Source organism: Neisseria lactamica, from assembly GCF_901482445.1.
Lineage (GTDB): Bacteria > Pseudomonadota > Gammaproteobacteria > Burkholderiales > Neisseriaceae > Neisseria > Neisseria lactamica.
Genome location: NZ_LR590477.1, coordinates 976,218 through 1,001,174 on the forward strand (window position 1 = coordinate 976,218; position 24,957 = coordinate 1,001,174).

A 24,957-nucleotide genomic window follows, 5' to 3' on the forward strand; every position below is an offset into this window, starting at 1 on the left:
TGAAATGAAGCAGAACTATGCCGTCTGAAAACCGTTTCAGACGGCATTACCTTTATCGTGTGATGATGACGGGTTTGTCGGTCGTTTGGATGATACCGCCGCCCAAGCAGATGTCGCCGTCGTACAGCACGGCAGACTGGCCCGGCGTAACCGCCCATTGCGGTTCGTCAAACACCAGCTCTGCGGTTTCATCATCCAAATAGCGCAATTCGCAAGGCGCGTCCGCCATACGGTAACGCGTTTTGCAGGTGTAGTGCCCTGCTTTCGGACATTCGGGCAGCGTGAAACTCAAATCGTTCATCACAAGGCTGCGGGTATAGAGCAGCGGATGGTCGTGTCCTTGCACGACAATCAGTTCGTTTTTCGTCAAATCTTTAGCCGCAACAAACCACGGTTCGCCCGCGCCGCCGATGCCCAAACCTTTGCGCTGTCCGAGCGTGTAGAACATCAGCCCGACGTGTTCTCCGACGGTTTTCCCTTCGGGCGTAACCATTTTGCCGTTGTCGGTCGGCAGGTATTTCTGCAGGAACTCGCGGAACGGACGCTCACCGATGAAACAGATGCCCGTGCTGTCTTTTTTGGCGGCGGTCGGCAGTTTGAACTCGGCGGCAAGGCGGCGGACTTCGGGTTTTTCCAAACCGCCCAACGGGAAAATCGCGCGTTCAAGTTGGAAAGGCTTGAGGCGGTAGAGGAAATAGCTTTGGTCTTTGTTTCGATCCAAACCTTTGAGCAGGTAATGCACGCCGTTGCAGACTTCTTTGCGCGCATAGTGACCGGTGGCGATGGTATCCGCGCCCTGCCCTACGGCGTAGTCCAAAAAGCATTTGAATTTGATTTCGGCATTGCACAACACATCGGGATTCGGCGTGCGCCCCGCACTGTATTCCTGAAGAAAATAAGCAAAGACTTTGTCTTTATATTGCGCGGCGAAATTAACGATGTCGATATCGATGCCGACAATATCGGCAACGGCGATGGCATCGAACGAATCCTGTTTAATGCTGCAATATTCGTCGTTGTCGTCGTCCTCCCAGTTCTGCATAAACACACCGCGCACTTGATAACCCTGCTGCTTGAGCAGGGCGGCGGTTACGGAAGAATCGACACCGCCGGAGAGCCCGACGATGATATTGGAGGGGTCTGATGTCGTATTCATACGCAGGATGGCTTGGAAACGGCGGTTTTTAAAGGCAGATTTTAACACATTTTAAAGGCGGGCATAAAAATGCCGTCTGAAAGCCCGAGCTTTTTCAGACGGCATTTCAAATATTTTCAGCAGATTAGTGCTGATGCGCTTCGCCGTGGTGATGACCGTGGTCCATTGCCGGCATCGGCGCGGTTTTGACTTCCAGTTGGACGGTTTGCGCTTTGGCGTTTTTAAATTTCAGGGTAACGGGAATCTTGTCGCCCTCTTTTAATTGTTTTTTCAAACCCATAAACATCACGTGATAGCTGCCGGGTTTGAGTTCGGTAACGGATTTCGCCTCCAAAGGCACGCCGCCTTCGACTTCGCGCATCCGCATCACACCGTTATCATTGATATGGGTATGCACTTCGATGCGGTCGGCAACAGGGCTGCTTCCGCCGAGCAAAAAGTCTTGTTTGGCTTCGTCGTTGTGGATTTTCATGAACGCACCGCCCATTTTCATACCTTCGACGGTGGTGCGCGCCCAGCCGTCCTCGATGTGGACTCCGGCGGCGGAAACCGCGCCTGCCAAACCTGCCATCATCACGGCTGCCAATAGTTTTTTCATCTTTCTACTCCTTAAATGTCAAACGAGGATGCGCTCATCTTACAAACAAATACCGTTCGGAAATTTGATATAGATTAAGCGAATAATAAATACTACATACTAATCCTAAAGGGTTACAAATCCTGCTGCAAGCGTTTTACCCGAACAGGGCGGACAGCCAAACCGCCGCCAACATCAGCATCGCGAACAATTGTGCGGCAGAACCTGCGTCTTTGGCGCGTTTGGCCAGCTCGTGTTTTTCGGTCGAAGTATGATCGACGGCGGCTTCGACGGCGGTGTTGAACAGTTCGACAATGACCGACACAAAAGACGCGATAATCAACGGCAGGCGGACGGCGGTTTCGGAAACCCAAAAAAATGCCGCGCACACCAGCAGCGCGTTCAGCCACAAAACCTGACGGAATGCCGCTTCGTAACGGTAGGCAGCGGCGATGCCGTCTATCGAATAGCCGAATGCGTTAATAACGCGCCTGATGCCGCCTTTTCCTTTTTTTTCTGCCGCGTAGGAGGAAGGTTCCATCGGTATCCTTTCAAAATGTTCTCAATATAGTGGATTAACAAAAACCAGTACGGCGTTGCCTCGCCTTAGCTCAAAGAGAACGATTCTCTAAGGTGCTCAAGCACCAAGTGAATCGGTTCCGTACTATTTGTACTGTCTGCGGCTTCGTCGCCTTGTCCTGATTTTTGTTAATCCACTATATATACCGTCTGAAAACGGGGCGGAGGGGTGTCCGTACGGTATTAAGCGCATCCCTGCCGGCTGAGAGAAAACCCTGCCTGCCCGATCAAACCAGGCGGTTGTGAAGCAAAAGCCTTTCAGACGGCATCGGTTTAACGTACCGACCACGCGGCAACGGCATCGGCAAACATTGCCGCCACATCGAAACCTTTTTGTTTCATAATTTCTTGGAATCCGGTCGGGCTGGTTACGTTGACTTCGGTCAGGTTGCTGCCGATAACGTCCAAACCGGCCAGCAGGATGCCGCGCCGTTTGAGTTCGGGGGCGAGCGTTTCGGCAATTTCGCGGTCGCGTCCGCCCAATTCCTGCGCCACGCCGCGCCCGCCTGCCGCAAGGTTGCCGCGTGTTTCGCCGTTTTGCGGAATACGCGCCAAAGCATAAGGGACGACTTCGCCGCCGATAATCAGGATGCGTTTGTCACCGTGGACGATTTCGGGAATGTAGCGTTGCGCCATAATGGTGCGGGAATCAAGCCGCATCAGGGTTTCGAGGATGCTGCCGATGTTGGGGGCTTTTTCGGTCAGGCGGAAAATGCCCATACCGCCCATACCGTCCAGCGGTTTGACGATGATGTCGCCGTGTTCTTTCAAAAATGCGCGGACATCGGCGGAACGGGTCGTTACCAGCGTGGGCGCGGTAAAGCGGCTGAAATTCAAAATCGCCAGTTTTTCGTTGAAGTCGCGCATCGCCTGTCCGCTGTTAAAAACCTTCGCGCCCTGCTGTTCCGCCAGCGTCAGTAATTGGGTGGCGTAGAGGTATTGCATATCGAACGGCGGATCGGTACGCATAATCACGGCATCAAATGCTTTCAATGCCGTCTGAACTTTCTCTGCGGATTTGAACCATGCATGATCATCATCGGCTTTTGCACCCAAAAACTCAAATGCCGCTGCCTGTGCCGTTACCAGGCCGCCGTTTACAGACAATTCCCCGCTCAAGGTATGAAAAAGCTGCCAACCGCGTTTTGCCATTTCGCGCATCATCGCGTAGGTGGTGTCTTTGTAGGTTTTGAAACTTGCCATCGGGTCGGCGATAAAGAGGACTTTCATCATATTTCCTTTCCGGTGTGCCGAATGTGCCGCATTTCGCGGGCAAAGGGGAAATGCCGTCCGAACAATATTCAGACGGCAAGGATGGAGTTTTACTTAGGCTGCCAAGAGTCTTTCAACGTGACCGTGCGGTTAAACACCGGCGTGTCTTTGCCGTGGTCTTTGCGGTCGGTTACGAAGTAGCCGATACGCTCGAACTGCCAACGGCTTTCTGCCGGCAAATCTTTGGCGGCAGGTTCGGCGTAGGCGGTGATTTCCTTGACGGATTCCGGATTGAGGAAATCGGTGAACGGCAGGTATTCGCCGTCTTCTCCGCGCACGGCATCGGGACGCTCGACGGTAAAGAGGCGGTCGTACAGGCGGACTTTGATTTCGGCGGCGTGTTCGGCAGACACCCAATGAATCACGCCTTTGACTTTTCTGCCTTCGGGATTTTTGCCCAAGGTATCGTGGTCGATGCTGCATTTGAGTTCGACCACATTGCCTGCCTCGTCTTTGACGACTTCATCGCACTTGATGACATAGCCGTGGCGCAAACGCACTTCGCCGCCGGGAATCAGGCGTTTGAAGCCTTTGGGCGGGTTTTCGGCAAAGTCGTCGGCTTCGATGTAGATGGTTTGGGAAACAGGTACTTCGCGATCGCCCATTTCCTCGTGGTTCGGATGGAACGCGGCACGGCGGCTTTGGGTTTTGCCGGCTTCAAAGTTGGTCAGGGTGACTTTGAGCGGGTTCAAAACCGCCATCAGGCGTGGCGCGGAGTTTTCCAGCTCTTCGCGAATCGCGCCTTCCAACACGCTCATGTCGACGATGTTTTCAGATTTGGAAATACCGGCGCGTTTGGCAAACAGGCGCAAACCTTCGGGCGTGTATCCGCGGCGGCGCATACCGGAAATGGTCGGCATACGCGGATCGTCCCAGCCGGAAACGTGTTTTTCCACAACCAACTGATTCAATTTCCGTTTGGAGGTAATGGTGTACAAAAGCTCCAAGCGTGAAAACTCGTATTGGCGCGGACGGGTGGCGTGCGGCGCGGGGATGTTGTCCAACACCCAGTCGTAAAGCGGACGGTGCGCTTCAAATTCGAGCGTACACAAGGAATGCGTGATGCCTTCGATGGCATCGGAAATGCAATGCGTGTAGTCGTACATCGGGTAGATGCACCATTTGTCGCCGGTGTTGTGGTGATGGGCGCGGCGGATGCGGTAGATGACGGGGTCGCGCATATTGATGTTGCCTGATGCCATGTCGATTTTCAGGCGCAGGGTTTTGCTGCCGTCGGGGAATTCTCCGTTTTTCATGCGCGTGAACAGGTCGAGGTTTTCTTCGATACTGCGGTCGCGATAAGGGCTGTTTTTGCCCGCTTCGGTCAGCGTGCCGCGGTATTCGCGCATTTCTTCGGGTGTCAAATCATCGACATACGCTTTGCCGTCTTGGATTAAACCGACGGCGTAGTCGTAAAGCCGGTCGAAATAATTGGAAGCGAAACGCGGTTCGCCCGCCCAATGGAAACCGAGCCACTCGACATCTTCTTTGATGGCGTTGACGTATTCGTCGTTTTCTTTTTCAGGATTGGTATCGTCAAAACGCAGATTGCACAAGCCGTCGTAAATATACGCCAAACCAAAGTTCAGGCAGATGGATTTGGCGTGTCCGATGTGCAGGTAGCCGTTGGGTTCGGGCGGGAAACGGGTTTGGACGGCTGTATGTTTGCCGCTTTCGAGGTCTTCTTCGATGATGGTGCGGATAAAGTGGTTGTCCGCGAATTGGTCTTTATTGAGCATAGTTTTCTTTGAACGGATGGCTTCAGACGGCATTGGAATGATTCCGTATGCCGTCTGAAGCGGTTTGGGAATGTGTTTATTGTACCCGACTTGCGCGCTTTGACATAGCGTTCAGACGGCATCGGCAATCAGGCATTCCACCCCCGCCTCTTTCAGCATCTTCTGCATCGCGGTATCGGGCAGCCGGTCGGTAAATACTTTGTCAAATGCCGTAATGTCGCCGAGCCTGACCAGCGCGTTGCTGCGGAATTTGCTGTGATCCACGCCGAGGAAGCGGACGCGCGCGTTGGCTATCATCGCCTGCATGACGCTGACTTCCTTGTAATCGTAATCCAAAAGCGAACCGTCGCTCTCCACGCCGTGCGTACTCATCACTGCATAATCGACTTTGAACTGGTTGATAAAATCGACGGTTGCCACGCCGGTAATGCCGCCGTCCAAAGGGCGGACGACTCCGGAAGTGATGATGACCGTGTAATCCGTCCGCGCCGAAACGATGGAGGCGACGTGGATATTGTTGGTAATCACCCTCAGGCTGCCGCGCCGCCTCACCAGCTCCGATGCCACGGCTTCCATCGTCGTGCCGATACTGACAAACAGCGATGACTCGTCGGGAATATGTTCCGCAATCAGCCGGGCAATGGCGTTTTTTTCGTTTTGACATTGAATTTGGCGGCTGGCAGGCAGCCCCTCCGGCAAGTTTCCGCCCGAGGACGCGCCGCCGTGATGGCGTTTCAGGCTGCCGGCATCCTCCAACTCGCGGATGTCGCGGCGTATCGTCTGCGGGGTAACGTCCAATGCGGCGGCAAGCTCGTCCACCGACATAAACTGATGCCGGCGGACAAGGCTTAAAATCTCTCCGTGCCTTTGGATTTTCGGTTTCATCGTTTTCTGCCTCCTTGCATCGGGATGCCGATTTTACCGCGTTCAGCCCAAAGCGGAAAACACCACCATCAGAAACGGAGCGGCGATATTGACCACCACGCCGAAGCTGACCGCTACCGGTACGGCTTCCAAGCCGCCCGCACCCTGAATCACGGGCAATGTGAAATCCATACTGGTCGCGCCGCCGACCCCCACCGCCGCATCGGGAAAACGCTTCATCAGCAGCGGAATAAATGCCAGCGCGAACAGTTCTCGTGCCAAATCGTTCAAAAGCGCGATACTGCCCCATACCGCGCCGTAAGCCTCGGTCATCACCAAACCCGAGAGGGAATACCAACCGAAGCCGGAAGCCATCGCCAAACCTTTCACCCACGACACACCGTCTGCCGATGCGGCAAACAGCAGCCCGCCTAAAAGAGATGAAAGCATAAACCAGACCGACAACCGAATACCCCTGCGGTTGACCAAAACCTGCCGCAACGATACGCCGCCGCTTTTGAGCTGTACGCCGATGAGGAACACCAGCAGCATCAGGCAGTACATACCCGCGTTTTCAGACGGCAGCCAAATATCGCGCATCAATTTACCGAACACAAAACCGAGTACCACGCATCCGAGCTGCCTCACACTGCCCGACACACCGACTGAAACACCCTTGCCTTTTCCCTTTATCCGCCACGGGGATAAGCTCCCCAAAGCCGCCAAGGCAAGCAGGTTCGCCCCGACCGTACAAACAAACAGCCACAGAACCGTCAACGCCATATCGTCCAACCGCGAACCCAAATCCTCCACGCGCGACAACGATACGCCGATCAGCAGCAGCACGGCATACACCAAAACCGACAGCACCTTGTCCAAAGCGGGCAGGTAAGGCTTGGGAACACGGATAAAAAATCCGGCGAACATCGGTATCAATACCGAAAGCAATGTCATCAGGCTGTCCATCTACTGCCCTCCTTTATTGCCGCATGATATGTGCGGTTTAAAAATTGCCGTCTGAAAATTGCAGATACCCGCATCCATATTTCAGACGGCATCAGGTTCGCCATTAAAAAACCGCCTGAAGGTTCAGGCGGCTTATCCGCTCCGGCATTCAATCTTCCAAAGTCTTTTCCAAACGCTCCATACAGTTGCCCAAATGGCGGCGCAGGATTTTGACCACGCGGTTGCGCCTGCCCGCCAGCAGCAGGTCGAGGATTTCGCGGTGTTCGGAATGCGTATGCGTATTGATGGCGTGTTTTTCCTCGCGATGCACGCCCGCCACGGCGACAATCAGGGAAGACCGCGCGCACAGCGTGTTCATAATGTCGAACAGCACATCGTTGCCCACCAGGCGCGCCAGTTCGACGTGAAAGGCATTGGACAGGCGGTTCCAGCCGACGCGGTCGCCCCTGCCGGAAGCCTCTTCTTCGCGCCTTATCATCGCATAAAGCGGCTTGAGGCGCGTTTCCAAATCCGGCAAATCTGCGAGGATATTCAAAATCATCGTCTCCATTTCGATGCGCGCATTGAACACATCCTGCATTTCTTTCAAATCGGGAACGTGGACGAATGCGCCCCTGTTGGGTTGCAAATCGACAATCTTGTCGTGCGCCAAAAGCGACAGCGCGCCGCGGACGGTGTTGCGCGAACACACCATCTGGCGGCAAAGTTCGGACTCGGTCAGCTTTTTGCCGGGCAGCAGCACCTGATCGGTAATGCCGTCCAAAATCAGAGCGTAAACACGGAACAGCTCCGAATCGTGCCGCTCTTCGAGAATCAGGGAAGACGTGGTCGGCGCATGGATAATGTCGTCGTTTTCAAAGTTCATGATGTTTTCCGTATTTTTACGCTTTCAAATTTTTTAAGATGTTTTAAGGCGGCTGTGTTTCAAATCGTGTCGGAGGAATTAAAGCATTGCACAAATTTATTTTATAGTGGATTAACAAAAATCAGGACAAGGCGACGAAGCCGCAGACAGTACAAATAGTACGGAACCGATTCACTTGGTGCTTCAGCACCTTAGAGAATCGTTCTCTTTGAGCCAAGGCGAGGCAACGCCGTACTGGTTTTTGTTAATCCACTATAATTCAATAAATTAATATATGGCTTAAAATAACGGGATGCCCGCCTTCCGCCCACCTGCAGAAGCAGTCGGGTATCATTTTAAAACGCAGCATTTAAAATTTGACCGAAAATTGTTGACAATCCGGAATCAAGCCTGCACAATACCCCGACAAGTCCAAGTATTATAAAGGCTGAATAAAGAGGAAATAGCAGGCAGATATATTCGGGAGGTGCAGTCCGAATATATCTGCTTTTTTATGCTCTTCCGACCTGCCTGCCGCGCTTTTCCCCCTTCAGACGGCATCGGATATTTTCCTCATAATGATGCTTATTTCTCCGCTCCGGCAATTTCAAAACTATGGGTAATCTTTGCCGCTTTGCCCAACATAATCGAAGCCGAACAGTATTTTTCGGCAGACATCTGCACGGCGCGCCCAATGGCCGATTCTTTCAAATCGTGCCCGAATACTTTGAAATGGATGTGGATTTCGGTAAACACGCGCGGCGCATCGTCCGCCCGTTTCGCCGTAACCGTCGCCCGGCAGTCAGTCACTTTCTGACGCTGTTTTTCGGCAATCATCACCACATCGATGCTCGAACAGCCCGCCACGCCCAACAGCAGCATCTCCATCGGGCTGGGGCCGCGTTTGACCGCGCCTTCTGCCGCCGCACCTTCCATAACGACGCTGTGTCCGCCTTCCGTCGTGCCGACAAAACACATCCCGTCTATCCATTTTGATGTAACCTGCATCGTTCCTCCCTCCGGATAATCACATTAAAACCGCCCTGCATATGGCGTTATTGCAAACAATTTCAAGCAGCCGGCACAAAAGCCGGAATTGCCGCCTAAGGTTTGGCGGGCCGTCCGTCGATTTGTGCCGATTTGAGTTTCAAGGTATAGGTTTTGCCGTCGTCGGTATAGCCGATTTGCGCCGGAATATTGTGCAGGGACGGCGCGAAGAAATAGCTTACCGTATCATCCCCCCGCCGAACCTGATATTTGACAACCTCGGTTTCCGCGCCGCCTATGCTGTACGTTCCCGTACCGGTTTTGTTCAAACCGCCGACGGAATAGAGTTTTTTGCCGTTGGTGATTTTCAGTCCCGGAGGGAGTTTCGCATCATTTGCCGCCAGCTGCCAGGCAAGCGTGAACAAATCCATAGCCCGGGGGCTTTGCTCGGTTTTGCCCTCGCCTGCTTTGCCGTAGGTTACGCTGCCGTCGGCGAATTTGGCCTCCGCATACAGTTTGCCCCTGCGTATGTCTTTATAGTAGGCAGGGTGCAGGGTATTGCCGGCAACCGTACCGCCGGACTCGAAACGGATATTGTATAGCGGCACTTTAATCGTCGAAACAATTTTATAAGCATTGCCGCTGCGTTCAAATGTCATCGTGGCGGGAATGCCGTAGCTGCCCGAATAATGCAGCACGGCGGATTGGGGCAGCCCTGCCGCATACGCGCACGGCAGGATGGCGGACAAAATGGTGGCGGAAAATATATTTTTAAAAGTCTTCATCATTTGCTCCCGCCCGGTTTACGCCGTCAGAAAACGGGCGGCATCGGTGTTTTCCGAATTTCTGACGCGGTTTCCCTCGATAATCAGGCGGCCGGCGGCAAAATCGGCAACGGCTTTCGGATAGAGTCTGTGTTCGACAGCCAAAACCCGGGCAGCAACATCGTCTGCCGTATCGCCGTCGAGTATCGGCACAACCCCTTGCGACACAATCGGGCCGCAATCCAGTTCGGCAGTAACGAAATGGATGGTGCAGCCGGCAACGCGGCAACCCGCCTCCAAAGCGCGTTCGTGCGTATGAAGTCCGGTAAACGAGGGCAGGATGGACGGATGGATGTTCATCAGCCTGCCTTCGTAACGGGCGCAGAACTCAGGGGTCAGAATCCGCATAAAACCTGCCAAAACCACCAAGTCGGGTTGATATGCGTCAATTTTTTCCATCATGGCCGTATCGAAAGCAAGTCGTGATTCAAAGTTTTTATGGTTCAGGCTGCCGGTCGGGATGCCGCGTTCTGCCGCCCATTGCAAACCGGCAGCCGTTTCGCTGTTGCTCAACACGGCGGCAATGCGGACGTTGGGAATGGCGGCGTTGATGATTGCCTGCATATTGCTGCCGCGTCCGGAAATCAGGATGACGATGTTTTTCATAATGGTGCGCTTTTGAAAGGGATGCCGTCTGAACCGCTGTTTGGTGGCTTCAGACGGCATTTGCCGTAAAAATGCCCGAAAACCTGTTTCGGGCAAGGATTCGGACTTAATTTACTTTTTTGATGTCGACTTGAACCGGCTGCTTGGCGGGCGCGTTTTCCGGCGCACCGACTTTAACCAGTTTCACATCAAATACCAAAGTGGCGTTCGGGCCGATTTTTTCGCCCGCGCCCTGTTCGCGGTAGGCAAGGTTGGACGGAATGTAGAACGTGGCTTCGCCGCCTTCTTTCAGAAGCTGTACGCCCTCTGTCCAACCGGGGATTACTTGGCTTAACGGGAAGGTTGCCGGACCGCCGTTGGCTTTGCTGCTGTCGAATACCGTACCGTCAATCAGGCGGCCTTCGTATTCCACAGTAACGATGTCGTCTTTGGTCGGCTGTTTGCCTTCGCCCTGTTTGGTGATTTTGTATTGCAGGCCGGAAGCGGTGGTTTTCACACCTTCTTTGGCGGCATTTTCCTTCAGGAAGGCTTCGCCTTTTTCTTTATTGGCCTTCGCGTCCGCCTTGTGTTTTTCTACGGCTTTGGCCTGTTGTTCCTGCAGGAATTTCATCATCACTTCCTGAGCCTGCTCTTCGGTCATTTTGATTTCTTTGCCTTCATACACTGCCTGCATGGCTTCGGTAAAGACTTTCAAATCGATTTCCGCGCCCTGTTCCTTCATTTGCTTGAGGGAGCGTCCGATGTCCACGCCCATCGCATAGCTTGCCTGCTGCATCGTGCTGCCGATTGAAGAGGTGTCGCCCTGCGCGGCAGAGGCTGCGGCAGGTTCGGATGCGGTTGCGGCGGGAGTGGCTTCTTTTTTGCCGCAGGCGGAAAGCGCCAAAGCGGCGGAAAGGGTCAGTGCGCTGATTTTGAAAATGGTGTTCATAATGGCTCTTCGCTGTTTATCAAGGTCGGAAAAACGGGATTATAGCCGAGTTTGAATCAAATAGAATCAAAGCGGTTTAAATTTTGTAAGCATGGCGGCAAGACAACATTAACCCCTCCCGCCCATATCGTGATGCCCGATGTCGAAACCGCTTTTACGGTAGGCGGCAAAACGCCCGCGCGCTTCGGCAAGTTCCTCAAGGCTGCCGCCGACGATTTCCAGGATGCGTTCCGGCAATACGGGCGCGGCGTTCCAAAAATCATCCGACAAATTGAGAACAGTCATATCTGCCGCAATTTCGGGAATCCTATCGCCCGCCGCCAGCAAAACCGGCGTATCCGCCGGCATCGGACATCCCGCCTCCCAAATTTCATGCGGGACGAAACTTTCCGCTTCATATCGCCAGAGCGCTTTGTCCAATTCTTGAACCTGCCCGAACGAGTCGGACCACACCAGCACCCTGCCCCCGTCACGGATGGCGCGCGCAATCAGCCGGCAGGTAAAAAGGGGGATTTGTCCAACATGGGTATAAAAGGTAACTTTCGGCATATTGTTTGAGCATTTGGCAGGACGATGCCGTCTGAAAGGCTTCAGACGGCATTGCGGCAAAATTAAAGATTCCGCAGATAGTTCAGCAGCAGGGGAACGGGACGGCCGGTCGCACCTTTTTCACCGCCGGATTTCCACGCCGTACCCGCGATGTCGAGGTGCGCCCACGGATAGTCTTCGGTGAAGTAAGACAGGAAGGTGGCGGCGGTAATCGTGCCCGCACCGGGCGTGCCGATGTTGGGGATGTCGGCGAAATTGGATTTGAGCTGGTCTTTATAGGTTTCAAAGAGCGGCAGTTGCCACGCTTTGTCGTCCACGTTGCGGGAAGCGGCAAGCAGGCTGTCGATCAAATCCTGATTGTTGCCCATCACGCCGCTGACATCATGACCCAAGGCGACAATACACGCCCCCGTTAAAGTCGCCACATCAATCACGGCCTTAGGTTTGAACTGCTCGGCGTAAGTGAGCGCGTCGCACAAAATCAGACGGCCTTCGGCATCGGTGTTCAATACTTCGATGGTCAAGCCTTTCATACTTTTCACGACATCGCCCGGTTTGTTTGCCGCACCGGAAGGCATATTTTCACAAGTGGCGACGACGGCAATCAGATTAATCGGCAGTTGCAGCTTGACGGCGGCGCAGAAGGTGCTGATGACTGTTGCCGCGCCGCACATATCAAACTTCATTTCGTCCATGTTCAGGCCAGGTTTGAGGGAAATGCCGCCGGTGTCGAAGGTAATGCCTTTGCCGACCAATACCACAGGCGCGGCTTCTTTGTCCGCCTCACCGAAATAGCTCAGTTCGACCAAATAGGGATCTTCGACGCTGCCTTTGGCGACAGACCAGAACGAACCCATGTTTTCTTTGATGTAGTCTTTTTCAATGATTTTGGCGTGTGCGCCCAGTTTTTCGGCTTCGGCTTTGGCGGTGCGCGCTAAAAATTCGGGCGTGCATTCGTTGGGCGCGGCATTGCCCAAGTCACGGCAGAGGCTTTGTCCGTAAACCTGCGCTTCGGCGACGCGCAAGGCTTCTTTGACGGCGGCTTCATGTGCGCTGTGGAACACGGCTTCTGCAAATTTGGCGGGCTTGGCTTCTTTTTTGTAGCGGTCGAAACGGTAGGCGGCATTGCCGAATGCAATCGCAAACGCTTCGGCAACGGCTGCGGCCTGCGCTTCTTCAAACGCATAAACATCTACATTGACCGTTTCCTGATTTTGAGCCCATTTGGCGGCTTCGGCGGCGGCTTTGTTCAGCGCGGCGCGATCGGTGCTTTTCAGACGGCATACGGCAACAGCCTGCAAACCGTTGTCCGTCGGAATTTTAGTGTCGGCAAAAATTTGACCTTCTTCAAGCGAAGACAAAAGGGCAAGGGCGGTCGGGTTGCCCAGTTGCGATGCTTCGGCACAGACAAATAGCTGTGCGCCTGCCTGTTGCGCCTGCAAAGTTTCGGCTTTTGTGCTAAATTTCACGTTTATCCTCCTGATTGTGGCGGTTTCGGTAGTTTCAGACGGCCCTTCGCATCAAAAGGCCGTCTGAAGACGGTTGGCACGATTGTACCCCATTTGAAGCGCCGTCTGAAACCTTGCGCGGACAATCCGCCTGCGCCGAACCGCTGCCGCGATTCTATGATTTACCAAAGAAACCTCATCAAAGAACTCTCTTTTACCGCCGTCGGCATTTTCGTCGTCCTCTTGGCGGTGTTGGTCTCCACACAGGCGATCAACCTGCTCGGACGCGCCGCCGACGGGCGCGTCGCCATCGATGCCGTACTGGCATTGGTCGGCTTTTGGATTATCGGGATGACCCCGCTTTTGCTGGTTCTGACCGCATTCATCAGCACGCTGACCGTATTGACCCGCTACTGGCGCGACAGCGAAATGTCGGTCTGGCTCTCCTGCGGGTTGGCATTGAAACAGTGGATACGCCCGGTAATGCAGTTTGCCGTGCCGTTTGCCGTTTTGGTTGCCGTGATGCAGCTTTGGGTGATGCCGTGGGCGGAACTGCGCAGCCGCGAATATGCCGAAATATTGAAGCAGAAGCAGGAATTGTCTTTGGTGGAAGCAGGCAGGTTCAACACTTTGGGCAAGCGCAACGGCAGGGTTTATTTTGTCGAAACCTTCGACACCGAATCCGGCATCATGAAAAACCTGTTCCTGCGCGAACAGGACAAAAACGGCAACGACAACATTATCTTCGCCAAAGAAGGCAATTTCTCGCTGAACGACAACAAACGCACGCTTGAATTACGCGACGGCTACCGTTACAGCGGCACACCCGGCAAAGCCGATTACAACCGCGTTTCTTTCCGGCATCTCAGCCTGATTATCAGCACCACGCCCAAACTCATCGACCCTGTTTCACACCGCCGCACCATTCCGACCGCCCAACTGATCGGCAGCAGCAACCCGCAACATCAGGCGGAATTGATGTGGCGCATCTCGCTGACCGTCAGCGTTTTGCTGCTGTGCCTGCTCGCCGTGCCGCTTTCCTATTTCAACCCGCGCGGCGGACACACCTACAATATCTTGATTGCCATCGGTTTGTTTCTAATTTACCAAAACGGGCTGACCCTGCTTTTTGAAGCCGTTGAAAATGGAAAAATCCATTTCTGGCTCGGACTTCTGCCTATGCACATCATCATGTTTGCCGTTGCACTCATTCTGTTGCGCGTCCGCAGTATGCCCGCGCGGCCATTTTGGCGGGCGGTTGCCGAAAGCCTGACACCGAAAGGCAGAAAATGAACCTGATTTCACGCTACATCATCCGCCAAATGACGGCGATGACCGTTTACACCCTCCTCGCCTTCCTCGCTTTGTACAGCTTTTTTGAAATCCTGTACGAAACCGGCAACCTCGGCAAAGGCAGCTACGGCATATGGGAAATGCTGGGTTACACCGCCCTCAAAATGCCCGCCCGCGCCTACGAACTGATGCCCCTCGCCACCCTGATAGGCGGGCTGCTTTCTCTCGGCAGGCTGGCTGCCGACAGCGAACTGACCGTCATCAAGGCAGGCGGTGTAAGCACCCGGAAACTATTATCGGTCCTGTCGCAGTTCGGGCTGATTTTCGCCCTCGCCACCGCCGCGCTCGGCGAATGGATTGCCCCCGCGCTGAACCAAAAAGCCGAAAACATCAAAGCCGCCGCCATCAACGGCAAAATCAGCACCGGCAATACCGGCCTTTGGCTCAAAGAACAAAACAGCATCATCAACATACGCGAAATGCTGCCCGACCATACCCTGCTGGGCATCAAAATTTGGGAGCGCAACGATAAAAACGAACTGGTGCAGGCAACGGAAGCCGAGTCCGCCGTTTTAAACGACGACGGCAGCTGGCAGTTGAAAAACATCCGCCGCAGCACGCTTGGCGAAGACAAAGTCGAAACCTCCTCCGCAGCCGAAGAAAACCTGCCGATTTCCGTCAAGCGCAACCTCATGGAAGTGTTGCTCGTCAAACCCGATCAAATGTCCGTCGGCGAACTGACCGCCTACATCAGCCACCTCGAAAACAACAGGCAAAACACCCAAATCTACGCGATTGCCCTGTGGCACAAACTGGTTTACCCCGTCGCCGCCTGGGTGATGGCGCTCGTCGCCCTCGCCTTTACCCCGCAAACCACCCGCCACGGCAATATGGGCTTGAAACTCTTCGGCGGCATCTGCCTCGGACTGCTGTTCCACTTCGCCGGACGGCTCTTCGGATTTACCGCCCGGCTCTACGGCGTACCGCCTTTCCTCGCCGGCATCCTTCCCACCGCCCTCTTTGCCCTGATCGGCATATGGCTGATACGCAAACAGGAAAAACGTTAAACAAATGCCGTCTGAACCTCTCTTCAGACGGCATTTGTTTTCATTGACACATTCCCACAGACAGATAGCCATTCCCTATTACATTACCTGTCATAACAGTTCCATTTTTGTTAAAACTAGTCTATGATAGCGGTGCAAATATTGTTTACAATATTTAACGCAAATCATTTGCAACCCGACAAAAGAAAAACAGAAAAAGGAACAAAGAGATGTTAGAAGCCTATCGTAAAGCCGCCGCCGAGCGCGCTGCCCTTGGTATTCCCGCCCTTCCTCTGACTGCTCAGCAAACCGCCGATTTGGTTGAGCTGCTGAAAAGCCCGCCCGCAGGCGAAGGCGAGTTCTTGGTCGAACTGCTTGCCCACCGCGTACCGCCCGGCGTGGACGATGCCGCCAAAGTCAAAGCCTCATTCCTGGCTGCCGTTGCCGAAGGCAGCGCATCCAGCCCGTTGGTTTCCCCCGAATATGCGACCGAACTCTTAGGTACGATGCTCGGCGGTTACAATATCCACGCCTTAATCGAACTCTTGGACGACGACAAACTCGCGCCCATTGCCGCCAAAGGCTTGAAACATACGCTTCTGATGTTCGATTCCTTCCACGACGTTCAGGAAAAAGCCGAAAAAGGCAACAAATACGCGCAGGAAGTATTGCAATCTTGGGCGGATGCCGAATGGTTCACTTCCCGTGCCAAAGTTCCCGAAAAAATCACCGTTACCGTCTTCAAAGTCGACGGCGAAACCAATACGGACGATCTCTCTCCCGCGCCCGACGCGTGGAGCCGTCCCGATATTCCGCTGCACGCGCTGGCGATGTTGAAAAACCCGCGCGACGGCATCAATCCCGACAAACCGGGCGAAGTCGGCCCGATTAAATCGTTGGAAGAACTCAAAGCCAAAGGTCATCCTGTTGCCTACGTCGGCGACGTGGTCGGTACCGGTTCTTCACGCAAATCCGCGACCAACTCCGTCATTTGGCATACCGGCGAAGACATCCCGTTCGTGCCGAACAAACGCTTCGGCGGCGTATGCCTGGGCGGAAAAATTGCGCCGATTTTCTTCAATACTCAAGAAGATTCCGGCGCATTGCCGATTGAAGTCGATGTTTCCGCGCTGAAAATGGGCGATGTCGTCGATATCCTGCCTTATGAAGGCAAAATCGTGAAAAACGGCGAAACCGTTGCCGAGTTCAGCCTGAAATCACAAGTATTGCTGGACGAAGTGCAAGCCGGCGGCCGTATCAACCTGATTATCGGTCGAGGTCTGACCGCCAAAGCGCGCGAAGCCCTGAAACTGCCTGCCTCTACCGCATTCCGCCTGCCTCAAGCACCTGCCGAGAGCAAAGCCGGTTTCACCTTGGCACAAAAAATGGTCGGCCGTGCCTGCGGTCTGCCTGAAGGACAAGGCGTGCGCCCGGGTACTTACTGCGAACCGCGTATGACGACGGTCGGCTCGCAAGACACTACCGGCCCGATGACCCGCGACGAGTTGAAAGACTTGGCTTGTTTGGGCTTCTCCGCCGATATGGTAATGCAGTCTTTCTGCCACACCGCCGCCTATCCGAAACCTGTCGATGTGAAAACCCATAAAGAACTGCCTGCCTTCATTTCCACCCGCGGCGGCGTGTCCCTGCGTCCGGGCGACGGCGTGATCCACTCGTGGCTCAACCGCCTGCTGCTGCCCGATACCGTCGGCACCGGCGGCGACAGCCACACCCGATTCCCCATCGGTATTTCCTTCCCCGCCGGCTCCGGCTTGGTTGCCTTTGCCGCCGCAACGGGCGTAATGCCGCTCGATATGCCCGAGTCCGTATTGGTACGCTTCAGCGGCAAACTGCAACCGGGCGTAACCCTGCGCGATTTGGTAAACGCCATTCCGCTGTACGCGATTAAACAAGGTTTGCTGACCGTTGCCAAAGCCGGTAAGAAAAACATCTTCTCCGGCCGCATTCTCGAAATCGAAGGCCTGCCCGATTTGAAAGTGGAACAAGCCTTTGAATTGACCGACGCATCCGCCGAACGCTCCGCCGCCGGCTGTACCGTGAAGCTCAACAAAGAGCCGATTATCGAGTACATGAAATCCAACGTCGTGTTGATGAAAAACATGATTGCCGACGGCTATCAAGATTCGCGCACTTTGGAACGCCGCATCAAGGCTATGGAAAAATGGCTGGCAAATCCCGAGTTGCTCGAAGCGGATAAAGATGCCGAATACGCCGCCGTGATTGAAATCAACATGGACGACATCAAAGAGCCGATTATCGCCTGCCCGAACGATCCGGACGATGTATGCTTTATGTCCGAACGCTCCGGCACCAAAATCGACGAAGTGTTCATCGGTTCTTGTATGACCAACATCGGCCACTTCCGCGCCGCCTCCAAACTTTTGGAAGGCAAGAGCGACATCCCCGTCCGCTTGTGGGTTGCGCCGCCGACCAAAATGGACGCGAAAGAGTTGTCCGACGAAGGTCACTACGGTGTGCTCGGCCGTGCAGGCGCACGTATGGAAATGCCGGGTTGCTCATTGTGTATGGGTAACCAAGCCCAAGTACACGAAGGCGCAACCGTCATGTCCACTTCGACTCGCAACTTCCCGAACCGTTTGGGTAAAAATACCTTTGTTTACCTCGGTTCGGCGGAATTGGCAGCGATTTGCTCCAAACTGGGTAAAATCCCGACCGTTGAAGAATATCAGGCCAATATCGGCATCATCAACGAACAGGGCGATAAAATCTACCGCTATATGAACTTCAACGAAATCGACAGCTACAACGAAGTAGCCGAGACCGTGAATGTTTGATTCCCGTCATCCGCATGGAGTAAGGGATTGACCGCAATGCCGTCTGAACAACCTTCAGACGGCATTGCAACATTCCGCTAACCCTTCTTTCCGCAAACGCTGCAAATACGGCGTTCACGCCCCCACATAAAGGAAACGACAGTGAACCTGAAAAACCGCCATTTTCTGAAACTTTTAGACTTCACGCCGGAAGAAATCACCGCCTACCTCGACCTTGCCGCCGAATTGAAAGCCGCCAAAAAGGCAGGGCGTGAAATCCAACGGATGAAAGGGAAAAACATCGCCCTGATTTTTGAAAAAACTTCGACCCGCACACGTTGCGCGTTTGAAGTTGCCGCACGCGACCAAGGCGCGGGGGTTACTTATCTGGAATCGTCCGCCAGCCAAATCGGGCATAAAGAAAGCATCAAAGACACCGCCCGCGTCTTGGGCAGGATGTACGATGCCATCGAATATCGCGGCTTCGGGCAGGAAACCGTCGAAGAATTGGCGAAATATGCCGGCGTACCCGTATTCAACGGTCTGACCAACGAGTTCCACCCCACTCAAATGCTTGCCGACGCACTGACTATGCGCGAACACGGCGGCAAACCTTTGAACCAAACCTCATTTGCCTATGTCGGCGACGCGCGTTACAACATGGGCAATTCCCTGCTGATTTTAGGGGCAAAATTGGGGATGGACGTACGTATCGGCGCACCGGAAGGCCTGTGGCCGTCTGAAGGCATTATTGCCGCCGCAAACGCTGTCGCCGAAGAAACCGGCGCAAAAATTACCCTGACCGCGAACCCGCAAGAGGCCGTCAAAGGTGTCGGTTTCATCCATACCGACGTATGGGTCAGTATGGGAGAACCGAAAGAAATATGGCAGGAACGCATTGATTTATTGAAAGATTACCGCGTTACCTCCGAGTTGATGGCGGCATCGGGCAACCCGCAGGTCAAATTCATGCACTGCCTGCCCGCCTTCCACAACCGCGAAACCAAAATCGGCGAATGGATTTATGAAACCTTCGGCTTAAACGGCGTGGAAGTAACGGAAGAAGTATTTGAAAGCCCGGCCGGCATCGTGTTCGACCAAGCGGAAAACCGGATGCACACGATTAAAGCGGTGATGGTTGCGGCTTTGGGCGACTGACACCGTTTTCCGGAATATAGTGGATTAACACAAACCGGTACGGCGTTGCCTCGCCTTGCCGTACTATCTGTACTGTCTGCGGCTTCGCCGCCTTGTCCTGATTTTTGTTAATCCACTATATCATCTTATCCGCCCCGCTTTGCTAATTCGCACCAGTAAAAGCCCCAGCATTGCCGCCTGTGGCATAACCAATCGCTAAACTGCCAACGGTATCCACAACAGGTTTCAGGCTGCCTGAATTTCTCTAATAAATGAAACACTTATTCTATCAACCGTTAATGTAACCAAACAATTATCAAGATAAGAGTAGTTTATTAAATACTTATCTTCTTCAAATTGTATATTTTGTAGGGTTAGATGATTATTTTTTAATTCTGCCGTTATTTCATACTTGAAACTATCATCTATTTTTCTAAATCCAATATTTGAAGTTGATTTATCCAGTATGTAATCATTAAAGATTTCATAGGATAATTCCACTTCATAAAATTGATTTTCAAATATTTTGAATGGGCAGTATGATATAAAACAATGTAGTTCATAACCATTTATTTCAATCAATACCGCCTCCTCAATGGTGTTATCTAACTTTTTGATTTTACATTTATATAACATTTTATCTTGCCTTTGGATAAATTGTTTTGTTTTTTGGATTGTTATTCAAAGTTCTCCAAAAGTCTTTTCCTGATTTTGTATGTATCGTGGTAATACTACCATTTTCATTGGTTCCAACAAAAATAAATTTAGAATGATGGAAAAAGCCGGAACCTTTAAAAGCCGCACATAAGAAAACTGCCTGTCATCAGACAGGCAGTTTGAACGATTGGGAAGAATCAGTTTTTGTCTTGATCGACCAGTTTGTTTTTGGCAATCCAAGGCATCATAGAACGCAGTTGCGCGCCGACTTTTTCGATTTGGTGATCGGCAGTCAGACGGCGGCGGGCAGTCATAGATGCGTAATTTACATTACCTTCTTGGATGAACATTTTGGCGTATTCGCCGGTTTGGATGCGTTTGAGGGCATTACGCATAGCTTCGCGCGATTTGTCGTTGATGACTTCCACACCGGTAACGTATTCGCCGTACTCCGCATTGTTGGAAATGGAGTAGTTCATGTTGGCGATACCGCCTTCGTAAATCAAATCAACGATGAGCTTCATTTCGTGCAGGCATTCGAAGTAGGCCATTTCGGGCGCGTAGCCTGCTTCGGTCAGGGTTTCAAAGCCGGTTTTAATCAATTCGACCAAGCCGCCGCACAATACGGCTTGTTCGCCGAACAGATCGGTTTCGGTTTCTTCGCGGAAGTTGGTTTCAATCACGCCGCCTTTGGTGCCGCCGTTGGCTGCCGCGTAAGACAGGGCGATGTCTTTGGCCTTGCCGCTTTTATCTTGGTAAACGGCAATCAGGGAAGGAACGCCGCCGCCTTTCAGGAATTCGCTGCGTACGGTGTGGCCGGGGCCTTTAGGGGCAATCATAATCACGTCGAGGTCGGCGCGGGGTACGATTTGGTTGAAGTGTACGTTGAAGCCGTGGGCAAACGCCAATACCGCGCCTTCTTTCAAGTTAGGCTCGATTTCGTTTTTATATACGATAGGTTGGTTTTCGTCAGGCAACAGAATCATTACAACGTCGGCCGCTTTGGTTGCTTCGGCAACGGTGCGCACGTCGTGGCCGGCTGCTTCGGCTTTTTTCCAAGAGCCGCCTTGGCGCAGGCCGACTACTACGTTTACGCCCGAATCTTTCAGGTTGGCAGCGTGGGCGTGACCTTGCGAACCGTAACCGATGATGGCGACGGTTTTACCTTTGATCAGAGAAAGATCGGCATCTTTATCATAATAAACTTGCATTTTATTTCCTTAGTGTAAGAGATTTCCGGACAATCCGGGTTGAGTTAAAAAATAATAAGGGGTTAAGCGGGAACTTGGTTCATCAGGACGATTTCCAACGCTTCGGTTTTTCCTTCGATGGACTTGACGAAGTTTTGAAAATGTCCGCTGGCATTGTGTTCGTCAATAGCCGCTTGGGATTTCCAATTTTCTACGAATACGAAACGGTTGGGTTTGCCGATTTCCTGGTGCAGGTCGTAGCCGATGTTGCCTTCTTCCGCGCGGCTGGCTTTGACCAGGCTTTGGAACAAGGGTTTCAGCGTTTCCGTGTATTCGGGTTTGACGGTAACTAATGCAACGATTTGAATGCTTGACATATTTTCCTCCTGCTTCTTTTCAGACGGCCTTTGCGGGAAGTAACAGGCCGTCTGAACGGTACAGCGTTAAATTTTCAAAATACGCTCGCCGCGTCCGATGCCGGCCGCGCCTGTGCGTACGGTTTCCAAAATCTGGGCACGACCGACCGTTTCGAGAAAAGAGTCGAGTTTTTCGGTCGAGCCGGTAATTTCAATCGTATAGCTGCGGTCGGTTACATCGATGATGCTGCCCCGGTAGATTTCGGTCAAGCGTAAAAATTCGTCGCGGTCTTTGCCGGCGGCACGGACTTTTACCAACATCAGTTCGCGTTCGACAAAACGGCTTTCGTTCAAATCGACCACTTTAATCACTTCAATCAATTTGTTGAGTTGCTTGGTGATTTGCTCGATAACCTGCTCGTCGCCGTGGGTAACGATGGTCATACGGGACAGGGTTTTGTCTTCGGTCGGTGCAACAGCCAAGGAGTCGATATTGTAATCGCGTGCGGAGAACAAACCGACCACACGGCTCATCGCACCTGATTCGTTTTCCATCAGAACAGATAAGATATGTCGCATTTCCTTCTCCTTACGCTTTTGCAATATCGCGCATATGCGGCGGCAGAACCATTTCATCCAAACCTTTGCCGTTGCCGACCATAGGCATGACATTTTGTTTTTGATCGGTCAAGAAATCGATAAATACCAAGCGGTCTTTACGGTTTAACGCTTCCAATAACGCGCCTTCCACATCCGATTTCTTATCCACGCGGATGCCGATATGCCCGTATGCCTCCGCCAGTTTGACGAAATCAGGCAGGGAATCGAAATAGGTTTCCGATTCGCGGCCGCCGTAATATATCTCCTGCCACTGGCGGACCATACCCAAATAACCGTTATTCAGCGTAATGACGTTGACCGGAATCCGGTATTGGAAACAGGTGGACAGCTCTTGGATATTCATCTGAACCGAACCGTCGCCGGTAATGCAAAATACATCTTGCTCCGGTGCGGCCAGTTTCGCACCGATGGCATACGGCAGACCCACGCCCATCGTACCCAAACCGCCGGAATTGAGCCATTGGCGCGGACGCTCGAACGGATAATATTGCGCCGCAAACATTTGATGCTGCCCTACATCCGATGTGATGATTGCCGAATTGCCGGTAATCTCGGCAAGCTTCTGAATCACATATTGGGGCTTGATAATTTCGCTGCCGTTGTCAAACCACAGGCAGTTGCGCGAACGCCATTCTTCGATGCTCTTCCACCACTTGTCCAATGAGTCGGCCGAAGGTGCGGCTTCTTGCCTGCCCCACAGGTGAATCATCTCCGCCAATACGTTTTTTACATCTCCGACAATCGGGATGTCCACTTTAACGCGTTTGGCAATGCTGGACGGATCGATGTCGATATGGATGATTTTTTTGGGTTTGTCCAAGAATTTTGAAGGTACGGAAACCACACGGTCGTCAAAACGCGCACCCACTGCCAACACGACATCCGCATTTTGCATAGCGAGGTTGGCTTCGTAAGTACCGTGCATACCCAGCATACCCAAGAATTGGCGGTCGCTTGAAGGATACGCGCCCAGCCCCATCAGCGTACCGGTACACGGCGCGCCCGTCATACGGACGAACTTTACCAGCTCTTCCGAAGCATTGCCCAATACCACGCCGCCGCCGAAATAAACAACCGGACGTTTGGCGGAAGCCAGCATTTGGACGGCTTTTTTAATCTGCCCGATATGGCCTTGCACGACCGGCTGGTACGAGCGGATGTAGATGTCTTCTTGCGGATAGCTGAATTTCGCCATCGCCTGCGTCACATCTTTGGGAATATCGACGACGACGGGTCCCGGCCGGCCGCTTGCGGCAATTTGGAAGGCTTTTTTAATCGTATCGGCCAGTTCGCCGATATTGGTAACCAAGAAGTTGTGTTTGACACAGGGGCGGGTAATGCCGACAGTATCTACTTCTTGGAAAGCGTCCGTACCGATGAGGGAATTGCCTACCTGTCCGCTGATGACGACCAAGGGGATGGAGTCGCTGTACGCGGTGGCAATGCCGGTCAATGCGTTGGTTACGCCCGGACCGGAAGTAACCAGCGCGACACCGACTTTGCCGCTGACTCGGGCATAGGCGTCTGCCGCATGTACCGCCGCCTGCTCGTGACGGGTCAGAATGTGCTTGAATTTATTGAGTTGGAAAAGGGCATCGTAGATTTCGATAACCGCCCCGCCCGGATAGCCGAACACGTATTCCACACCTTCGGCTTTGAGACTTTGCACGACGATTTGTGCGCCTGATAATTGCATATCGACCTCTTTTATGCGGTTTCTGACCAATAGGGGCAATCCGCCTCGCCACAGCACCTGTAATGCAATTCCGCCAGGCAGCGATTTAGGGTACGCGCATTGGGGGAACACGGCGACAGTCAGACTGTCCAAACAATTGGAAAGGAACACAGAGTTTGTGAAAAAGAGTGGAAAAGATAACGCAAACCGCCCCTTCAATCAAGATAAAATCTTTCATCTTTTATTGTTTGAAACAAGAAAACGGTTTGAAAGTTGATTTTAAAGAAATAAAAAACAGCTTTATCAGGCTTGATACGGATGGATTGTTGACAGTTTGAGCAAGTGCAAGGTTTTATGCGAATAGGAATGGCAAAAACCCCTTGACCGAATCAAGGTTTTTTTAAATTTGGCAGGGTCTCTCTCGAAATGAATACATATCAGGATGATTTAAATATATTTTATTTTTAGGAAAGTCGATAATACCGTAAAAATACCGTAAACCTTAGGTTAATTTAATTGGAACGGATAGATGGGATTAGATGACACATAGACACTAAAACCGGAGAAAGCCTTGTCTATTTTGGCTTTGGTTTACAGCGGCAGACAAAAAAATAACCGCTCTAAAAGCGGTTGTGGTGCCCAGGGTCGGACTCGAACCGACACACCTTGCGGCGGGGGATTTTGAGTCCCCTGCGTCTACCAATTTCGCCACCTGGGCTGGTGAAGAAGTCGCCATTATAATGGCTTTTAAAACCTTGTAAACCTTTTTTTGATTTTTCTTACCATTTTTTTATTTACCTACTGATTTTAAATATATTTTAATCACACCGCGCCACGGCCGTCCCGGC

General features: G+C 52.6%; 23 protein-coding genes and 1 tRNA gene. 4 read left to right on the forward strand and 20 right to left on the reverse strand.

The window, feature by feature from the left end:
• Positions 1-52 precede the first annotated feature (52 nt).
• The 14 genes from mnmA to FGL10_RS05180 form a co-directional block, all read right to left on the reverse strand.
• Entirely contained in the window at positions 53-1,156 is a 1,104-nt protein-coding gene (gene mnmA / locus FGL10_RS05110; RefSeq protein ID WP_003708640.1) for a tRNA 2-thiouridine(34) synthase MnmA, read from the reverse strand.
• A 124-nt stretch (positions 1,157-1,280) separates the two neighbouring features.
• Positions 1,281-1,754, reverse strand: a complete 474-nt coding sequence (locus tag FGL10_RS05115; RefSeq protein ID WP_003708638.1) for a copper chaperone PCu(A)C — start codon at positions 1,752-1,754, stop codon at positions 1,281-1,283.
• Between the two features lie 136 nt (positions 1,755-1,890).
• A complete protein-coding gene (locus FGL10_RS05120; RefSeq protein WP_002235063.1) occupies positions 1,891-2,274 on the reverse strand; it encodes a diacylglycerol kinase in 384 nt (127 codons plus the stop codon).
• A 311-nt stretch (positions 2,275-2,585) separates the two neighbouring features.
• A complete protein-coding gene (gene gshB / locus FGL10_RS05125; protein ID WP_036469840.1) occupies positions 2,586-3,542 on the reverse strand; it encodes a glutathione synthase in 957 nt (318 codons plus the stop codon).
• A 92-nt stretch (positions 3,543-3,634) separates the two neighbouring features.
• Positions 3,635-5,323, reverse strand: a complete 1,689-nt coding sequence (locus FGL10_RS05130) for a glutamine--tRNA ligase/YqeY domain fusion protein (protein WP_036469851.1) — start codon at positions 5,321-5,323, stop codon at positions 3,635-3,637.
• Positions 5,324-5,434: 111 nt separating this feature from the next.
• Positions 5,435-6,208: a DeoR/GlpR family DNA-binding transcription regulator gene (locus FGL10_RS05135; RefSeq protein ID WP_003709480.1), complete on the reverse strand. Its 774-nt coding sequence runs from the start codon at positions 6,206-6,208 to the stop codon at positions 5,435-5,437.
• Positions 6,209-6,250: 42 nt separating this feature from the next.
• Positions 6,251-7,153 carry a LysO family transporter gene (locus FGL10_RS05140; protein WP_003709478.1) on the reverse strand — a complete coding sequence of 301 codons (903 nt, stop codon included), beginning with the start codon at positions 7,151-7,153 and terminating at the stop codon, positions 6,251-6,253.
• 148 nt (positions 7,154-7,301) lie between these two features.
• A complete protein-coding gene (locus tag FGL10_RS05145; RefSeq protein ID WP_002212831.1) occupies positions 7,302-8,018 on the reverse strand; it encodes a GntR family transcriptional regulator in 717 nt (238 codons plus the stop codon).
• 564 nt (positions 8,019-8,582) lie between these two features.
• Positions 8,583-9,005 carry an OsmC family protein gene (locus FGL10_RS05155; RefSeq protein WP_003709468.1) on the reverse strand — a complete coding sequence of 141 codons (423 nt, stop codon included), beginning with the start codon at positions 9,003-9,005 and terminating at the stop codon, positions 8,583-8,585.
• 95 nt (positions 9,006-9,100) lie between these two features.
• On the reverse strand, positions 9,101-9,772 hold the full coding sequence (locus FGL10_RS05160) for a membrane protein (protein WP_003709466.1): 672 nt from the start codon (positions 9,770-9,772) through the stop codon (positions 9,101-9,103).
• A 15-nt stretch (positions 9,773-9,787) separates the two neighbouring features.
• Positions 9,788-10,414: a phosphoribosylglycinamide formyltransferase gene (gene purN / locus FGL10_RS05165; RefSeq protein ID WP_036469849.1), complete on the reverse strand. Its 627-nt coding sequence runs from the start codon at positions 10,412-10,414 to the stop codon at positions 9,788-9,790.
• 106 nt (positions 10,415-10,520) lie between these two features.
• Complete coding sequence (locus FGL10_RS05170; protein ID WP_003709460.1) at positions 10,521-11,342, reverse strand: FKBP-type peptidyl-prolyl cis-trans isomerase; 822 nt, start codon at positions 11,340-11,342, stop codon at positions 10,521-10,523.
• A 108-nt stretch (positions 11,343-11,450) separates the two neighbouring features.
• Positions 11,451-11,891, reverse strand: a complete 441-nt coding sequence (locus FGL10_RS05175; protein WP_003709459.1) for a DNA polymerase III subunit chi — start codon at positions 11,889-11,891, stop codon at positions 11,451-11,453.
• A gap of 62 nt (positions 11,892-11,953) precedes the next feature.
• A complete protein-coding gene (locus FGL10_RS05180; RefSeq protein WP_003709457.1) occupies positions 11,954-13,360 on the reverse strand; it encodes a leucyl aminopeptidase in 1,407 nt (468 codons plus the stop codon).
• Positions 13,361-13,516: 156 nt separating this feature from the next.
• On the opposite strand from FGL10_RS05180, the gene lptF reads away from it, so the two are divergent.
• The 4 genes from lptF to argF all read left to right on the forward strand — a co-directional run bounded on the left by lptF (position 13,517) and on the right by argF (position 19,631).
• The gene (gene lptF, locus FGL10_RS05185; RefSeq protein ID WP_003709453.1) at positions 13,517-14,632 is read left to right on the forward strand and encodes an LPS export ABC transporter permease LptF; all 1,116 of its coding nucleotides are present in this window, start codon (positions 13,517-13,519) and stop codon (positions 14,630-14,632) included.
• Positions 14,629-15,699: an LPS export ABC transporter permease LptG gene (gene lptG / locus FGL10_RS05190; protein ID WP_003709451.1), complete on the forward strand. Its 1,071-nt coding sequence runs from the start codon at positions 14,629-14,631 to the stop codon at positions 15,697-15,699. Before lptF ends, lptG begins: the two co-directional genes overlap by 4 nt.
• 209 nt (positions 15,700-15,908) lie before the next feature.
• A complete protein-coding gene (acnB, locus tag FGL10_RS05195; protein ID WP_003709446.1) occupies positions 15,909-18,494 on the forward strand; it encodes a bifunctional aconitate hydratase 2/2-methylisocitrate dehydratase in 2,586 nt (861 codons plus the stop codon).
• A gap of 141 nt (positions 18,495-18,635) precedes the next feature.
• Positions 18,636-19,631 (forward strand): ornithine carbamoyltransferase, encoded by a 996-nt coding sequence (gene argF, locus FGL10_RS05200; RefSeq protein WP_003709445.1) that lies wholly within the window; start codon positions 18,636-18,638, stop codon positions 19,629-19,631.
• Between the two features lie 225 nt (positions 19,632-19,856).
• Here the strand turns inward: argF and FGL10_RS05205 are convergent, their stop codons facing one another.
• The 6 genes from FGL10_RS05205 to FGL10_RS05230 all read right to left on the reverse strand — a co-directional run bounded on the left by FGL10_RS05205 (position 19,857) and on the right by FGL10_RS05230 (position 24,827).
• Complete coding sequence (locus FGL10_RS05205; RefSeq protein WP_002259967.1) at positions 19,857-20,246, reverse strand: UCP019853 family protein; 390 nt, start codon at positions 20,244-20,246, stop codon at positions 19,857-19,859.
• A 218-nt stretch (positions 20,247-20,464) separates the two neighbouring features.
• Positions 20,465-21,478 carry a ketol-acid reductoisomerase gene (ilvC, locus tag FGL10_RS05210; RefSeq protein ID WP_003709439.1) on the reverse strand — a complete coding sequence of 338 codons (1,014 nt, stop codon included), beginning with the start codon at positions 21,476-21,478 and terminating at the stop codon, positions 20,465-20,467.
• Positions 21,479-21,540: 62 nt separating this feature from the next.
• On the reverse strand, positions 21,541-21,834 hold the full coding sequence (locus FGL10_RS05215; RefSeq protein ID WP_003709437.1) for a putative quinol monooxygenase: 294 nt from the start codon (positions 21,832-21,834) through the stop codon (positions 21,541-21,543).
• Between the two features lie 66 nt (positions 21,835-21,900).
• Entirely contained in the window at positions 21,901-22,392 is a 492-nt protein-coding gene (gene ilvN / locus FGL10_RS05220; protein ID WP_013448682.1) for an acetolactate synthase small subunit, read from the reverse strand.
• Positions 22,393-22,402: 10 nt separating this feature from the next.
• A complete protein-coding gene (ilvB, locus tag FGL10_RS05225) occupies positions 22,403-24,130 on the reverse strand; it encodes a biosynthetic-type acetolactate synthase large subunit (protein WP_036469833.1) in 1,728 nt (575 codons plus the stop codon).
• A 612-nt stretch (positions 24,131-24,742) separates the two neighbouring features.
• Positions 24,743-24,827 (reverse strand) — tRNA-Leu (locus FGL10_RS05230).
• Positions 24,828-24,957 lie beyond the last annotated feature (130 nt).

Coding starts and splice junctions, on each gene's coding strand:
- ilvN (WP_013448682.1), bottom strand. CDS start 22,392: ATGCGACATATCTTATCTGTTCTGATGGAAAACGAATCAGGTGCGATG.
- gshB (WP_036469840.1), bottom strand. CDS start 3,542: ATGAAAGTCCTCTTTATCGCCGACCCGATGGCAAGTTTCAAAACCTAC.
- FGL10_RS05130 (WP_036469851.1), bottom strand. CDS start 5,323: ATGCTCAATAAAGACCAATTCGCGGACAACCACTTTATCCGCACCATC.
- FGL10_RS05145 (WP_002212831.1), bottom strand. CDS start 8,018: ATGAACTTTGAAAACGACGACATTATCCATGCGCCGACCACGTCTTCC.
- mnmA (WP_003708640.1), bottom strand. CDS start 1,156: ATGAATACGACATCAGACCCCTCCAATATCATCGTCGGGCTCTCCGGC.
- ilvC (WP_003709439.1), bottom strand. CDS start 21,478: ATGCAAGTTTATTATGATAAAGATGCCGATCTTTCTCTGATCAAAGGT.
- ilvB (WP_036469833.1), bottom strand. CDS start 24,130: ATGCAATTATCAGGCGCACAAATCGTCGTGCAAAGTCTCAAAGCCGAA.
- FGL10_RS05160 (WP_003709466.1), bottom strand. CDS start 9,772: ATGATGAAGACTTTTAAAAATATATTTTCCGCCACCATTTTGTCCGCC.
- lptF (WP_003709453.1), top strand. CDS start 13,517: ATGATTTACCAAAGAAACCTCATCAAAGAACTCTCTTTTACCGCCGTC.
- lptG (WP_003709451.1), top strand. CDS start 14,629: ATGAACCTGATTTCACGCTACATCATCCGCCAAATGACGGCGATGACC.
- FGL10_RS05155 (WP_003709468.1), bottom strand. CDS start 9,005: ATGCAGGTTACATCAAAATGGATAGACGGGATGTGTTTTGTCGGCACG.
- purN (WP_036469849.1), bottom strand. CDS start 10,414: ATGAAAAACATCGTCATCCTGATTTCCGGACGCGGCAGCAATATGCAG.
- FGL10_RS05170 (WP_003709460.1), bottom strand. CDS start 11,342: ATGAACACCATTTTCAAAATCAGCGCACTGACCCTTTCCGCCGCTTTG.
- FGL10_RS05215 (WP_003709437.1), bottom strand. CDS start 21,834: ATGTCAAGCATTCAAATCGTTGCATTAGTTACCGTCAAACCCGAATAC.
- FGL10_RS05120 (WP_002235063.1), bottom strand. CDS start 2,274: ATGGAACCTTCCTCCTACGCGGCAGAAAAAAAAGGAAAAGGCGGCATC.
- FGL10_RS05135 (WP_003709480.1), bottom strand. CDS start 6,208: ATGAAACCGAAAATCCAAAGGCACGGAGAGATTTTAAGCCTTGTCCGC.
- FGL10_RS05205 (WP_002259967.1), bottom strand. CDS start 20,246: ATGTTATATAAATGTAAAATCAAAAAGTTAGATAACACCATTGAGGAG.
- FGL10_RS05115 (WP_003708638.1), bottom strand. CDS start 1,754: ATGAAAAAACTATTGGCAGCCGTGATGATGGCAGGTTTGGCAGGCGCG.
- acnB (WP_003709446.1), top strand. CDS start 15,909: ATGTTAGAAGCCTATCGTAAAGCCGCCGCCGAGCGCGCTGCCCTTGGT.
- FGL10_RS05140 (WP_003709478.1), bottom strand. CDS start 7,153: ATGGACAGCCTGATGACATTGCTTTCGGTATTGATACCGATGTTCGCC.
- FGL10_RS05175 (WP_003709459.1), bottom strand. CDS start 11,891: ATGCCGAAAGTTACCTTTTATACCCATGTTGGACAAATCCCCCTTTTT.